Raw genomic sequence first — 15,556 nt, 5'->3', positions numbered from 1 at the left:
TGCCTGAATTGCGTCCGTCCCTGGGACACGAATTTTGGGACGCGAATTTAAATTCATTGTTGTGACTCCCTCCAACTTTTTTCTCGCGATTTAAAGTTATGATAAAATTCCATAACCAAGAACATTTACAAAGATTGAATAATAAGAAAGACCCTATACACCAGTTATAGGGTCTACAACTTTCATATTACATTGCTTCTTTTAAATAAGACTTCTCTTCTTGTTTAATTGACAATGGTGAATTACTCTCTGGATAAGTTACATCATTTGTAATAACATTAATAGGAACAATTTCGTTCCCATTTAGTTCGAAAACCTTCCAAACATTACCTGTTTTATTTGATGGAACATAGAAGGATTTTATTAAGTAACTACCACGATATATATCTACCTTCGCATCTGAATTAGAAAGTTCTTTTGAAATGGTATTAGACATATTGGAATAATCATGGACCCAATATTCATACTTTCCAGGGTTTTGTTTTAAAAGTGTTATTGTTTCCGGACCATAATCATCTGTATCATCAATATCTAACATAGCAATTATCTGATTATTTTCATAGGCGTGTTTACTGCCCCAATAAATGTGATACACACTACTATCATTGTATCTACCAAATAAATGTGAATCAAGATCGGATGGAGAATCACCCCAAGTAAGAACAATTCTTAACTCTTCATTGTCGATAATTGGCGTAATTGTCCCATCTTGAAGCGGCATTGTCTTTAATCCAATGCTAATAATATTGATAGATGAGTCTATATAGCCTTCTTTTTTGATTACGCCCGTATAATTACCTGCAGGTAAAGAGGTTGAATATTCCCCATTAGAGGAAGTTGTTATCGTTTTCACGATTGATCCTATCGTAGTATTCATTCCTTTTCTTATCTCGATCACAGATTCAGGTACAGGTAATCCATTTAAAGCATTTTTTATCGTTCCCTCGACAGTTCCATCACCCAAGTTATCCTGATGAATCAGTTTTAACTCTGGGTTGTATGTCATCTCGTCAGTAGAGATTTCTGAATTATTTATAACTTCGTTTTCGTAATGTAATTTAGAAAATTCTAGCTTATAAGTTCCTGGTGCTAGTTCAATTTCATAGTCTCCATTAGCATCTGATATAGAAGAACGATAAAATTCTCCATCCATATAAGCAACAATTTTGACATCAGCTAATTTTTCTTTTGTTACTGCTCCTCTTACAGACCCTTTTATTTTTCCAGCAGGAAAACATTTATCGACATCACTTTCGTAAAGATCCATGTTAAAAAATTCTTCTTCATACTCAAAGCCCATCTCCGAACCAAAAGAACTTATTAATAATCTAGATTTAAAAGTTGAAAATAATCCCACATCAAAATTAGCTTTAAAACAGCCTTCTAATTCTGGTATTGCATTTCCCGATTTTAAATCCCATGTCGCTTTTCCATTACCTTCAACACTAACTTCTTGTACTAAATCATTTTCAATAACTGCTGGAATTACTTTGAATATATTAATACCCACGTCTAGACCAACACCTTGTGAAATATTAACTTGACCCTTTGCATTTAATTCCGCAGTAGATTTTGTTGTAACTGGGGCAGATGAATAAATAAACTTATTATCTTCATTATTCCACTCAGCCTTTACATCAAAATTACTTTCATCTACAAAACTTAATTTACCTTCTAACTCTATATTTCCATCCATAGTCGTTACAACAAAAATTGTGAGTCCCAAAGGTACCTTTTTCATAGTTTCTTCACCGTAAGTAATTGCCCCTAATGTAAAGGTAACAGAAGCGAGGGTAGTTCTATTGTTTCGATCAACACCATTTATCTCAAATGGTAAATTCGGGTTTGGTTCTTCAATTTTTTTCAATAGTTCCCCTTCCCAATTAATGGCAAGACTACTATCCGTTGTTTGTTTTGATTTAAACTCTAAATCGAATGCTTCAAGTAATCCTGCTTCCCAAAATTCTGTTTTATCAATATCCACTTTCACTTTAGAAGCATCTAATTCATAAGATCCACTTAATATAATCTGGGTTGATTCGTCTTCACTTTCCATCAACAAGGCATTCATATCAAATTTTATTGGTACAGGATTAACAGTGAAATCAGGATTATAAGCATCATTTAGTTGATTCATATTCAGCGATGATTTCAGCTCGCTTATATCACTTACGGTTGAACCATCAGGGGTTACAAGTTTAACTCCATCTTTTAAATCCATGGAAATAATATCACTTACAGCTAAACTTTTCTCTACATCAACCCTTAAATTTTTAAAGATGTCTTCGAGAGCGGGTTGTCCTAAAGTTATTTTTGTTTTATTGCCATTCACAGTGATTGTGCCTAATTCCATGATGGTTCCTTGAGGGTTCTGAGTATCTGGCGGAATTAGAATTAATTCACCCTTTTTATACTTTGATAAGGTAGACGTATTGGGCACTTCGATTAGAAGTGTTCCGTCGCTTTGATATTTACCATTTTTCATTGCAGCCTCTAACTCATTTCCTACTTCAACAGTTACTTCTCGCACTTGGTCTGATAGTGTCGCTCCACCAACAGAACTAGCATATTTATTTATTTTATTAATGAAGTCCGTAATTGTTGAATCTGAAACAGCTACACTACCTCCAAAAACTTCAAACGTTTTTATGTTTTGCTCAGAAATAAGTAACTCTGCTCTTGCAGAGACCTCTTTTTTTACTAGAATAACTGCTGTATTATTTTGGGCAGCAAGTGCAGACCCAGTCAATGCATCCGCAAATCCTGTTCCAGTACTAACATATACATGAGAATTTTCATCATACCCAAAACGAACAATTTCAGCTGCCGTCTCGTATCTAGAAGCTCCACTTAGTCGAACAGGCTGAGGTAATTGTTTTTCTATTTCTTCACTTACCGCATATAGTCCACCAACAATAATGGTCCTTGAAAAGTCTTTCAAGTAATCTTTTGTCTTCGCTGGTAATGCACGTGATTTTGTGAGAATGATTGGTATTTGATTTTCTGCTGCGTAAGGTGCAATAGCTAAAGCATCAGCAAAGTTTTCACCAGTTGCGATAATTGCTTCCTTTTTTGGAACACCTAATCTTTTTGCTATTTCGATGGATGTATCATATCGATTTTCTCCACTTATTCTTTCTGTATCTATTCCTAGTGATCTAAGTTCAAGAACTATCTCTTCACTAATAGCGATTGTTCCACCTAAAATTATTACTTTATTTGCTTTTAATCTAGCAATTTCTTTCTTTGTTTCTTCATTCAACTTATTTTTTTTAGTTAATAATATTGGAGCATTGTACTTCTTGGCAAGAGGAGCACCTGATAATGCATCAGGATAATCATCGCCTCTAGCTAAGACAACTGTTGCAGCACCATTCTTCCACCCTTTTTTGGATATTTCTACTGATGTGTGATATCTAGTGTCTCCAGCTATCCGATATCCACTTACATCCTCACCAGCTTCAACGGAAACACTCTGTCCCATTAAAGTGAAAACAGCAAAGCAAATCGTTAGAATACAAGTCTTGAATAAGTTTTTACTTCTCATTACTAACCCCCTCTAAATTATAAGAACAATCTATATTATAGATGAATACCCACAATATGTCTATCTTCTAATAGGAAAATAAACTCATAATTTTATATAAAATATTCCAATTAATAGTCAATAAATTTAGTCATAAGTTAGAAATACCTATTTTTTGTATCTTTTTATCTGTGACCCTTGAAGTTAATCTTTCACATAGCCAATTCAACTCACCCGTAAACTACGAATGTAGAAGAAAGCCAGCTCATGTTTCCTTTTTCAGATTCAAATGTTGCCCATTTTGCGGTTCGCTTTAGGTCCACAGTCTTGAAAGGAACCCATAAACGAAATCCATACTCAGTAAGTGATATACTAGCTACAAAGAACTTACTTGAAGAGGGGCAACAACAATGATCAGTATACAACCCACGCAACATCTCACCGGGGTAACGGTATCAGGGGATGTCCATGACTTTCAGGAACTTTATGATGCGCTTCATACGATTGTTGGCGAAGAAGGTGAATACCCAAACTATGATGCTGTGAGGATTCGCATCCTAGGCGTTTGCTATGACATTCGCCATGCCATTATGGGAAACCGTGGTGCAAAGCATGTACCGAACGGATTAGATCGAGATGGAATGCGCTATTTGTCGATTACAGGTTCTGAAATGAACATCTATTTGACATTTGAAGTACTGTTGCCGGAAATGATGTTCGTTTCCTATGCACTAAACTATTTTATTCATCTATTTGAACGTAACAACAAAACACATGCTTGGAATTCAAACAGTATGGCCGTACGAAAATTCCAATCGGCTTTTGCCACTTGTCTCGAAGATACGTTGTCCGAAAAAAAGTTTGCACAACTTAAGAAGTACTTTATGCGATCAAATAGTTGGGACCTCATAAAGTACGAAGGCTACATGACGCAGTACGTGGACATGCTCAATATTAAGTTCATTCACATGGACCGGGAAAAGCGTGAAAAGAATATCAGCATCTTTGCTAAACGTCTAGTTGAAAAAGATCATCGTTACATCCAGGTGTTCCATGAAATTCATACAGTTGCTCGCGAAAACGGTGTCCATCCTGATGAAATCCGACCAATCGAAAAATATCCGGATGACTATGGGTGGTAGGAATATCAAAGTCCATTATCTTTCCTTTTATAGCCATTCCCTATAGCTTTGCGGATTTCACCCATTCATATGTAGTAAATAATTTGAACCGTTTTTACTCAGCACCCGATTTTGGAACCTTAACCTTTCAGCAAGTTATCTAGATTTCGTAGTAAGAAATCTCTCCCCATATCATCAAAGACGATTTGTTGATATGGGCTGCCATTTTAGGAGCGTTCAATCAAAGATGTGCCGTAGCTTGCGGACGTGTCATTGGTGACCGAACGTTTCCAGGTGCCACCCAGGCTAAATAAGGTTGCACTTTCTAGTGAATTTTTGTAGAAGTAGATCAAAAAATTGATACACTTCAAAATTGCTTATCAAAAATGCTGGATTAAATTGTTATGGGTGGCACCACTTAAATTATGAAAATTTACATGTTTGATAATTTATGCAACATCAATCATTTGAAAACGATTTCCTAAAGCTTTTCGGATTTCATCAATGCAATTGTAGTGAATAATTTGAATAGTTTTTTACGCAGGTACCCGATTCTATTAACTCTCGCGATATTCGTTGATCTTTTCTAACCAAAACTGTTCTTTTCACTGTGGGTGGCACCACTAATTTCATGAAAATTCATGAAAATGATATTTTATAAGGATACAATATAATGAAAACTACCTATCACAGTATTCAGTAATTTAATTCTGCATTTTTAGTGAATTAATTGAATAGTTTTTTACACAGGTACCCGTTTTCAATGAGCGGCCGAAGATGCAATTTCGGCCGCTGCTGGATTCCTATATAATTCAGTGGAAACCTAACGGTCTCCAAAAAAGGTGCCACCCTTGGTCAGTTTTCTGATTAAATTGAACAATAATTAGAAAATAATAGAAAAACTCGATACTTTTTAAACTAAATATTCCCAATAGATAGCTGTGGGTGGCACCACTAAATATTTATAAATTCACGAAAGCGATTGTTTATGAAGAATTAATTTATTAAAACCCATTTCAATCGGCTTTTAGTAAATTAATTCTGCATATCTAGTGAATTAATTGAATAGTTTTTTGCACAGGTACCCGATTTTTCACAGGTACCCGATTTTTCAACCTGACGTTTGAAAGAACTAAATAAGGTGCCACCCACGTTGGATTTTGTGATCAATTCGGGGGATAAATAGAAAATAATTGATAAAATCAATGCTTTTCTAACTAAATATTCCCAATAAATCACTGTGGGTGGCACCACTAATTTTATGGAAATTCATAAAAATGAGACTTTATAAGGAACCATTTTAATGAAAACCATCTTTCACAGCATTCAGTAAATTAATTCTGCATTTTTAGCGAATAAACTGATTAGTTTTTTACACAGGTACCCAATTTTTTACGTTTGGCCAACTTTATGTTTACGTTGAATATCACAGGTCACAGGTTCAATGATTATTGAGATCCTTTACATAAAAAAACGTCCGAAGATGTATTTTCGGACGCCGATTAGTTTTGGTATACAGATTCGAGTGGTAACCTGACGTTTGAAAGAACTAAATAAGGTGCCACCCACATTCGATTTTGTGATCAAATCGGGGGATAAATAGAAAATAATTGATAAAATCAATGCTTTTCTAGCTAAATATTTCCAATAAATCACTGTGGGTGGCACCACTAATTTTATGATAATTCATAAAAATGATATTTTATAAGAAATAATTTTAATAAAAACTAGCTTTCATAGCATTCAGTAATTAAATTATGCATTTTTAGTGAATTAATTGAATAGTTTTTTTACACAGGTACCCGTTTTCTACAATTAATAGGTATTCATTATGTAGTTTGTCCTATTACAAGAATCTATATAAATATTAATCTATAATTACACAACCCACCAAGCGGCTTATAAAAAACAATACGCTTGGTCGGTGGGATTCTTGACTACCACTATTTACTTTTTCTTACGTTTGCGAGGCTTGCCCTTCTTCCTCAACCGCCAAGCCATCATGTCATTTGAATTGTTTCCGTCCCTGGGACGCGATTAAATGTTGGACACTACGAGGAAAAATATTTTTCAGTTGCTCCGTTTAAAATAGAACCAGATGAGAAATAGATTGTTTCCCAGTATAAATTTTTAGTTCGATTCTCTAGTTTCCATATTGATCCTAGTATCTTTCAATAATTGTTTCCGTCCGTGGGACGCGAAAAATTAAAAGAATTCATGCAAGCTTAACTTAATTATAGTTAATTGTCGGAAGTATTTTTGAATTGTTTCCGTCCCCGGGACGCAAATTATTAAATTTAACCTAATAGGTACCTGTTTTTAAAATCATATATTCACACTGTCGAATGAAGAAGCTTGGTCATTTCATGCAATTAAAATGTCAGAGTTTCTGGATAATAATTTTTATAAGATATTTTCTTACTGATAGATAATGGTATTCTTAAAATGATTCTAATAAAATTGCCGTTAAGTTTGCGAGAATTGTACTTTAATTAGGACAGGATAAATGCTAAAAATGAATTATTTACAGAATTAGAGAACGGTTATTGAGGGAGCATAGGACTACTGTCTTTAACGATGGTCATTTTTTTTATGAAAGTAAGTATTATTTCTGATTTTTTTGCATAAGATGAAACAAAAATGCTTTTTTGTTTCATCTTATGGTATTCTAGAGGAAAGGAGGGATAATCAATGGTCGTTCTAGAAACCAATGGTACAAAGCATTCAGTTGGAGTGATGATTGCGGATATGTCAAAAAACTATGAAGACCTCGACAATGTAGGGAAGTTTTCTGTCTATGCTTATACGATTCAGACAAAGTTCACACGTTTTGTAATTGGTATTTCTCCTAGTGAAGATACAGTTTTTGTTGAAGAAAATGTTGCAGGAAAAGAGATTATTGAACAAATAAATATAGCTATTTCAGGCGATGAAACAGTTAAGGGTTTTGCAATTGCAAAATATTATCTAGAGAAGTTATTTTTTGAGATTACTGAAAGAGGTCGACTATTATTTTATTATCGTAGCAATTACCTAGTTTCAAGCAGTACTATTAGAAGTGAAATCAAAGTATCCCGCGCTACAATTATGCGATTTGTTGAGAATGGTATGGAAAAGGTAGAAGGGCTAGGCCATAAATGCTATCCAAAGCATAATGCACTTTATTGGAAAGATGGCGTTTGGGTGTTACGTATTCAATCCTTACAAGAAAAATTCAAACTACGAAATCAAAGTGTAGTAGACCTTATTAGAGAAATTGAAGAACAAATAAAAGAATACGAAAAGCAGTATGGTGGATTGTTCAAAAAGGTATTTGCAGATATCATTAGCGGAGAAGCGAATATTTACGACTTAGAAGAACCGGATGATTATAAAGATTGGCGAGATTTATTAAAGGATCTTGAAAAGATTCGGGGGAAGGATCGTTAAGTGAGTGTTTATCAACAGCATAGAATTGACGAGATTCAGCGTTTATTCGAAGAAAATCAAGATTTATTTAACACAAAAAAACCCGAAATGGTAAAAAACAAAGCCAAAGGTATCAGTAAAGTCGTAGCAACACTTCCGTTAAATGACCACCCAGAATACGGAGAAACTATATTAAATATTTCAGAGACAGTAGATGATAAGGGAAACATCGAGTCATATCATTATGGTTGGGAACTCTCCCAAAGAGTAAAGAAACGAAGTAAGCAAGAAAGGCACTTAACTGCATTTGGAAATGAAGATCATTCAGGGCCACCAATGTTTGAGCCAGATCCATACCATCATCATCAGTTTCCACATCAGCCTGCTCAACGTAAACATACCAATGTTCAGGATTTAGAAACGGTAGTTGAGATTTTAAAAAATTACATTGTTGGTGGCTTAACTTACGACCAATTACATAAGTTTTAAAGTGAAGATCAGTACCGATTATTTGTGATCTTTTATTTTTGTAGAGTTAAAAACTAAAAACCTTATTAAACAAAAAGAAATAAATCTAAGACGCTTAGTTATAAATAGTTATTTTTATCCAATTAACTTTATTATTTATTGATATTTCTATGTTTAGAAAAAATCTATATCTTTTTTCCGGATTCATATAAGGCATTTGTTTGGAGATTTTGTTTGGAGATTTCCGTCTACTTCAAATTATGACACTCAAAAATTAACTTTAAATCAAAATATGAATATTGAAAAAGTTAAACATACCCCTGTATCCGAAACAAATATGAAAATGAATTGTGTCCGTCCCTGGGACGCGAATTTTCTATTCTCCATCAGAAGTATTCGCATACAACAACTTCGCTCGAGTGCTGTCCCAGGGTTAGACTCAAATGCTCCTCAATTTGTGGCTGCCCCTGGGACACGCCGACAAAAAATACATGCGTCCCATCTTGAATTGTAGTTAATTGTCAGAATTGTGTTGGAATTGTTTCCATCCCTGGGACGCGAATTTAATTAAGCCATTTATAAAAAAACAAATACGTGACGCTTCTTTGGCATGCCCTTTTTTGAAAATGTTTTGAAAACGAAGATCCACTTCTTCAAAATGCTCAATTTCCAGTGAATTTTTGGAAAATGCGTTGATTTCACCCTAGAAACTCCGAGAGTCTATTAATTTCATTATTCTCCGTCATATGTGTTCGCATACAACAACTTCGCTCGAGTGCTGTCCCTGGGTCAGACTCAAATGTTCCTCAATTTGTGGCTGCCCCAGGGACACGCCGACAAAGAATACATGCATCCCTATCTTGAATTGTAGTCAATTGTCAGAATTCTGTAGAATTGTTTTCATCCCTGGGACGCGAATTTTTATTTAGTATATTTTAATATACCACCTTACAAATAGACTATCCATCTGATTGACTATTTCATCTTTTCAATTCAAATTTCATGTATTCGTGCGTCCCCCAAATCCTGCGGTCACTTTACCTCAATCGTTATCTTTGCATCATTAGCAGTTTCTAAAAATTCAAGAAAGAATAATAGGCTAATTTCATCCACGAAAACTAAGCGGCCGAAGATGCAATTTCGGCCGATGCTGGATTCCTATATAATTCAGTTCAAACCTAACGGTCTCCTTAACCCCATGCAATTGTATGAATAATTATAGTTTTTAACACAGGTACCCTATTCAATCATTGACTTTCACATATGATAACTAGAAATCCACATGTGAAAGCGGTGTTTAATTGAGAGATAATAGCGATTCCCATCCATTCTCAAATGAGTCTTCTACTTGTTTCAAACCATTTATTAGTCCCAATCCGATAACTTCTTTTAATCCTGTTCAACGATATCCAATTATTGATGACACAGCCCTCATTAGCCCATTTTCCAGCGTCATCGGAGATGTTGAAATTTGCGATAACGTCTTTATTGCTTCAAATGTTAGTATCCGTGCAGATGAAGGCACACCATTTTATATTGGTTCAAATTCTAATATACAAGATGGTGTCATATTACATGGTTTATTAAATAAAAAAATTGGGGTCGGTGATCGAAGCTATTCGATATGTATTGGAAATGAAGTGACGATTGCACATGATGCACTTGTCCATGGGCCTTGTTTCATAGGAAATCACGTATTTGTTGGATTTAGGGCCATGGTTTATGATGCCATTGTGGAAGAAGGCACATTTATATCGTACGATGCCATCATTACCAACGGGGTAAGAATTGCGCCAAATCGATTCGTACCACCAGGAGCTCATATTGATACGCAAGAAAAAGCAAACATGCTATCACAAGTACCAAAAGACAACGAAGAGTTTACAATTGAAGTGCAGCGAGTTAATCAGAAATTCCCTTCCTCTTATCATCTGTTATTCGGAACAAATCGCTGTTCTTGTGGCCTTGCTTATACTCATTGAATATCATTTGTTTTATTTGTAGGAGCAGATACAGTAGCTTCGACCAAATAAACAGAACAAGCGGAACATGCAATTTCAGCTGCTGTTGATGTCCAATACAGATGAAGCAAATTCGCTCGAGTAAATACCCCAATTTTTCATCAGCAATCAAACCACTAGACTCTTACCGGAGTAACTGTTTTTTTTGATATCCATGACTTAGTTTTTTACACAGGTACCCGATTTTAAACGGTCTCCAAAAAAGGTGCCACCCTTGGTCGGTTTTCTGAATAAATTGAACAATAATTAGAAAATAATAGAAAAACTCGATGCTTTTTAAACTGAATATTCCCAATAAATAGTTGTGGGTGGCACCACTAAATATTTATAAATTCACGAAAATGATTGTTTATGAAGAATTACTTTATTAAAACCTATTTCACTCGGATTTTAGTAAATTAATTCTGCATATCTAGTGAATTAATTGAATAGTTTTTTGCACAGGTACCCGTTTTTTTAATTACTCTCTCTTCATACTCATTTTGAATAATTGCCATCTTTTCACTCCTTTTTCTTTTAATACATTGGATCCATTAAATGCCTTTTAAGGAATAGAATCTGTCCATGTAGGGATGTTATTCCTTTAACCTACTAATTCTTTTATTCTTCATAATTCTTCTCAAACCGCCAAGCATCCCTACACATAGCAAGAATATCACGTTTAGCTGTCCATCCCAGTTCTCGCTCAGCTTTTGAAGCATCAGCATAGCATGAAGCAATGTCCCCTGGCCTGCGATTCACAACTTCATAAGATACCTCAACACTATTTGCATCTTCAAATGCCTGTATTAACTCTAATACACTTGTACCTTGTCCAGTTCCCAAGTTATAGACATGGACACCCTCCGTGATGTTATCCAATGCTGCTACATGTCCCACTGCCAAATCCACCACATGGATATAGTCGCGAACCCCTGTGCCATCCACTGTTGGATAGTCATTTCCAAATACGCTTAATTTCTCTCGTTTACCTTTAGCCACTTGCGTTACATATGGCATCAGGTTATTTGGAATTCCATTTGGTGCTTCTCCAATCAATCCGCTTTCATGAGCCCCAACTGGATTGAAATATCTAAGTAATGATACAGAGAAAGCCGGATTCGCTTTTGCAATATCAGTTAATATCCGCTCACTCATAGCTTTTGTTTCACCATAAGGATTAGTCGTCGGTAAGAGATTCATAGTCTCTACAAATGGAACTATATTGTCTCCATATACGGTTGCCGATGAACTAAAGACCAATCGTTTCACATTATGTTTCTGACAAGCCTTGGCAAGAACCATTGTGCTGACGAGGTTGTTGTAATAATAAGTTAATGGCTTTTCAATTGACTCACCTACCGCCTTAAGACCAGCAAAATGAATAACACCATTTATATCATGATTAGAAAATATTTTGTCCACTGCATCTTCTTCAGTCACATCTATCTGATAGAAGAGTATATCTTTCTTTGTTATTTGCTTTACTTTATCAATCGTTTCAACTTTACTGTTGCAAAGATTATCAGCAACAATTACTGAATACCCTGCTTCAAGTAAAGCAACACAAGTGTGTGAGCCTATATATCCAGCTCCTCCTGTTACTAATATGTTCATAATCTATTCACTCCCTTTCCGTTTATATTTGCATCAACCTTACATGATAGCACCCAATCCACCAAACTAACATGTAATTCCCCCATTACTATGGGCATTGAATCTTAATTATGAAATCTATTATGCCAAGTTCTCAGCTTCGGCATAGCCTCCGACAATCCGGTTTACATAATTTTAGTTGTAGTTACACTAACACTCATCACTTACGAAGTTCTTAGATAAATTCATATTGCCATGAGGACATCAGAAAGTGAATTGTAGTCAAATGTCAGAATTATTTAGAATAGTTTCTGACCAGATAGGGCCGGTTTGCATATGTGAGATCCTGCTTACAACGAATTGCTCCCACCAATATTCGCGTTTTCACACTTCCAATCAATCATTCTCGCCACTCAAAAGCCGTGCCCTTTTATAAGGAGGTTCATACACATATACCTTGAATAGGCTGGTATCAAGTGCATCTACAAATGCTCGATCCACAAAGGCAAAATCCTTTTGCTTGTGCACTCCTTTCACTTTGCAATCGGTTATATAGACAACCTCATTGCGGTGCAGCAGATATTTTGCGACACCTATTGAAACTTCATTATACCCCATGATCACATGAATCATCATTTTCATTATTGGTCCCTATCCTTAGCTAAATGAATTTGATGACAACACATTATTGGCTAATGTTTACATAAATACTCTTCTTTTAGCTTAAACCATTGCAATATAATATGTAAGGAATTTCTGCAAATTAAATTGAGGAATATACCGGTTTTTCTATTAAGATCCTTTTGGGAAAGGAAAGAAGAATAAACTACCTTTTCAAAAAGGAAGTGGCTGAAGATGCAATTTCAGCCGCTCTTGAATTTTCTATCCAATTTTGCATGACAACCTGACGGTCGCAATATAAAGGTGCCACCCACACTTAAATTGTACGGATTTTCTAGACAAATCAATCGTTTTTTTTCATAAAATTAATAAGGAATATGTTTTTTTATCATAATTTCACAACAAAATTCACATGGCACCCTTGCATTTATGACAATTCACGGAAATGAAAGTTTATGAGGAATCAATTTTTAAAAACCCATTGTCTTCAGCTTTTCAGTAATTTTTTATGCAATTGTAGTTTATAATCTGAATAGTTTTTCACACAGGTACCCGATTTTAATTAAAGAGATTGGGTTATTTGTCGCCGATTTCTTATTTAAAATCAAAAAAAGTAGCTAGCTAATGCACATTTCTACACTGTCCGAAAATTGGGGGCTAGACTACAGGGCGCGTTTTTCAAAGTTTCCGTGGTTCTTATTTAAATCGTTCTCTATTGATAAGTGTAGCCTTATGTTTTTAAAAAATATATTATAAAATTTCACTTTTCAATAATTCTTTTAATTTCATTAAAACTTTGATATAGCTCTTTTCTTTTAATTAGCAGATACGTTAAATAAACAAGAAAATAAAATGCAAAAGCTATTGATGTATCCAAATACCAACTAAAAATGATAAATGAAATTGTAATCAGAACTTCTAATAAAATATCTTTACTAACTTTCGTTTTCAAGTACCTTACTAACAAAATTTCCGCCAAAATAGATTTAAAAGCTATTACAACCAAAAAAGCTAGAATAGATAATTCTAAATTTTTGAAAAAGATAGTAAACAATACAGTCAATAATATACTTAATAACAATGACAAAAGATTAACAATTAACATTATTTTCTCTTTTCTAAGTACTTTAAGATAAGTATTTGTTAACAAGACTGTCTTTCCCTCAAAAATTATCATTGGAAATATTAACGCCATATAAATCAGGCTCTCTTTATAGTCAGGCAACCAATACAACAAACCCGTTTTAAGGGGAAAGAAAATTATTAAAATTAATAATAAAGAAGCACCTAAAAAATGTCTTATCATATTATATACGTCTAATAATTCATCATCATTAATCCTCTTTAGAATTGGAAATATCACAACTCCTATCGCACTAACAAAAATCATCAAAAAACTAGAGATACTTAAAGTGAGTGATACCTTTCCAAAAGTAGCTATGTCCCAAGATCTTTCAATTCCAAAACGTACAACTCCTAGTATTAGCATTCCCGTAATATTAGCGAGCATTAACTTATATCCTGCATTTATGTTTTGAAATGTTTCGTAGAAATTAAAGTGGCTTTTTTTGTTTTTATAAAATAAAATTTCTTTGCAATAGTATATTCCTATAAGCAATGAAACTACTTTCCCAATAACATCAGCAATAATAAAAAATTTAAAATCTATTTTATCTAGCATAATGAAAGAAAGAATCAAAATGATGAAGATAATTTTTTCTAATAGAGTAATTTTTGCGAATTCTTTTATCCGATTTGTAGCCTGAAGAATATGTATAATCATATATCGAGAATTAACAATTACTAATAATAATGAAATCATATATATAATAAATAGTCTTTTATCATCGTCAATTAATAAGTTCGATGTAATTACAATAATAAGCGAAATTAATGCCTGAAATAAAACCAACATAACAAATTGATTGGTAAATAATTTGCTATTTAACTCTTTATAATGTAATCCTCCATACCTTAAGTAAATACCGTCACTCCATCCAAAATGAAAAATACCAACATAAGAGGCATAAAAAATAAACAGCTGGAAATAACCATATTCCTCTAAGCCTAATACTTTGGGCAATATTAAAATAATTAATACTGACACTATCATTGAAATTAAGTTCGATGTAAAAGTATACGAAAAATTTTTAATTAAACTTACTGCTTTATTATTCATCTTTTTACTCCATTAAAAATTCTCCATATTATTTTTGCTACTTTTTTATTTAACTGCTCCCATTTCTATACGTAGTATCTTTATGATCTATAAGATATACAACTATTTCTTATGTAGATTTTAAATTTTAGTGACAGTTCGACCGTTACCATGTTAATATCTCTAGTAATTTTATAAATAATTTTTTATAGATGAATCGATTTCATAATACGTATTTTTAAAAAATCATAGAAGAACAGAATCGTGGATGATTGTCGATCGATTGCTAGTTTGGAAGCATTGTAAGCAATATGAACCAAATCAACATGCATTTTGGCTTTCTTACCCGTACGATGGTAAATCTGGTTCAAAAGAAAATATCCTTTTAAATAGGCATTCACACGTTCAACGGAACTTCGTTCCTTATAGAGCAATTTCCATTTAAGCGAACCTCTTGCCGGTGCTGTATATATTCGAAGATCCTTCGTGATTTTCATCTTGTACACTTTCTGACACAAGCTGTCGTGAGCTAACGGACAATTCGCACATTCGCGAGGGCGTGTATATTTTAGTGTTTCGTGCTTGGAATCGTAGCTATCGTACCGATAGGAATGCTCCCGTACACAAGTCGGCGTAAAATGCCGATCAAATCCGATAG

Annotated in this window: 9 protein-coding genes; 4 read left to right on the top strand and 5 right to left on the bottom strand. The window is 34.1% G+C overall.

Annotated features, from left to right (window positions below; translation table 11 throughout):
* Positions 1-187 precede the first annotated feature (187 nt).
* Complete coding sequence (locus B371_RS22465) at positions 188-3,547, bottom strand: cell wall-binding repeat-containing protein (RefSeq protein ID WP_019415063.1); 3,360 nt, start codon at positions 3,545-3,547, stop codon at positions 188-190.
* A gap of 389 nt (positions 3,548-3,936) precedes the next feature.
* On the opposite strand from B371_RS22465, the gene B371_RS0114645 reads away from it, so the two are divergent.
* The 4 genes from B371_RS0114645 (at position 3,937) to B371_RS0114625 (ending at position 10,505) form a co-directional block, all read left to right on the top strand.
* Complete coding sequence (locus B371_RS0114645) at positions 3,937-4,668, top strand: hypothetical protein (protein WP_019415061.1); 732 nt, start codon at positions 3,937-3,939, stop codon at positions 4,666-4,668.
* A 2,670-nt stretch (positions 4,669-7,338) separates the two neighbouring features.
* On the top strand, positions 7,339-8,076 hold the full coding sequence (locus tag B371_RS0114640) for a hypothetical protein (RefSeq protein WP_019415060.1): 738 nt from the start codon (positions 7,339-7,341) through the stop codon (positions 8,074-8,076).
* Entirely contained in the window at positions 8,077-8,544 is a 468-nt protein-coding gene (locus B371_RS0114635; protein WP_019415059.1) for a DUF6516 family protein, read from the top strand.
* A 1,280-nt stretch (positions 8,545-9,824) separates the two neighbouring features.
* The gene (locus B371_RS0114625) at positions 9,825-10,505 is read left to right on the top strand and encodes a hypothetical protein (RefSeq protein WP_019415057.1); all 681 of its coding nucleotides are present in this window, start codon (positions 9,825-9,827) and stop codon (positions 10,503-10,505) included.
* 639 nt (positions 10,506-11,144) lie between these two features.
* Here the strand turns inward: B371_RS0114625 and galE are convergent.
* From galE to B371_RS22970, 4 genes are all read right to left on the bottom strand, one after another.
* Positions 11,145-12,140 carry a UDP-glucose 4-epimerase GalE gene (gene galE / locus B371_RS0114615; RefSeq protein ID WP_019415055.1) on the bottom strand — a complete coding sequence of 332 codons (996 nt, stop codon included), beginning with the start codon at positions 12,138-12,140 and terminating at the stop codon, positions 11,145-11,147.
* Between the two features lie 375 nt (positions 12,141-12,515).
* On the bottom strand, positions 12,516-12,761 hold the full coding sequence (locus B371_RS0114610; protein ID WP_019415054.1) for a hypothetical protein: 246 nt from the start codon (positions 12,759-12,761) through the stop codon (positions 12,516-12,518).
* Positions 12,762-13,500: 739 nt separating this feature from the next.
* Complete coding sequence (locus B371_RS0114605) at positions 13,501-14,919, bottom strand: oligosaccharide flippase family protein (protein WP_019415053.1); 1,419 nt, start codon at positions 14,917-14,919, stop codon at positions 13,501-13,503.
* Between the two features lie 185 nt (positions 14,920-15,104).
* On the bottom strand, positions 15,105-15,556 hold a 452-nt coding region (locus tag B371_RS22970), incomplete at its 5' end, for a transposase (protein ID WP_237721544.1).

It is taken from the genome of Paenisporosarcina sp. TG20 (assembly GCF_000286315.1).
Classification (GTDB): Bacteria; Bacillota; Bacilli; order Bacillales_A; family Planococcaceae; genus Paenisporosarcina.
This window is presented reverse-complemented; position numbering and strand designations above follow the sequence as displayed.

Bases quoted from the DNA above. Each gene is read 5' to 3' on its own strand.
- B371_RS22465 (WP_019415063.1), bottom strand. From the start codon at position 3,547: ATGAGAAGTAAAAACTTATTCAAGACTTGTATTCTAACGATTTGCTTT.
- B371_RS0114645 (WP_019415061.1), top strand. From the start codon at position 3,937: ATGATCAGTATACAACCCACGCAACATCTCACCGGGGTAACGGTATCA.
- B371_RS0114640 (WP_019415060.1), top strand. From the start codon at position 7,339: ATGGTCGTTCTAGAAACCAATGGTACAAAGCATTCAGTTGGAGTGATG.
- galE (WP_019415055.1), bottom strand. From the start codon at position 12,140: ATGAACATATTAGTAACAGGAGGAGCTGGATATATAGGCTCACACACT.
- B371_RS0114610 (WP_019415054.1), bottom strand. From the start codon at position 12,761: ATGAAAATGATGATTCATGTGATCATGGGGTATAATGAAGTTTCAATA.
- B371_RS0114605 (WP_019415053.1), bottom strand. From the start codon at position 14,919: ATGAATAATAAAGCAGTAAGTTTAATTAAAAATTTTTCGTATACTTTT.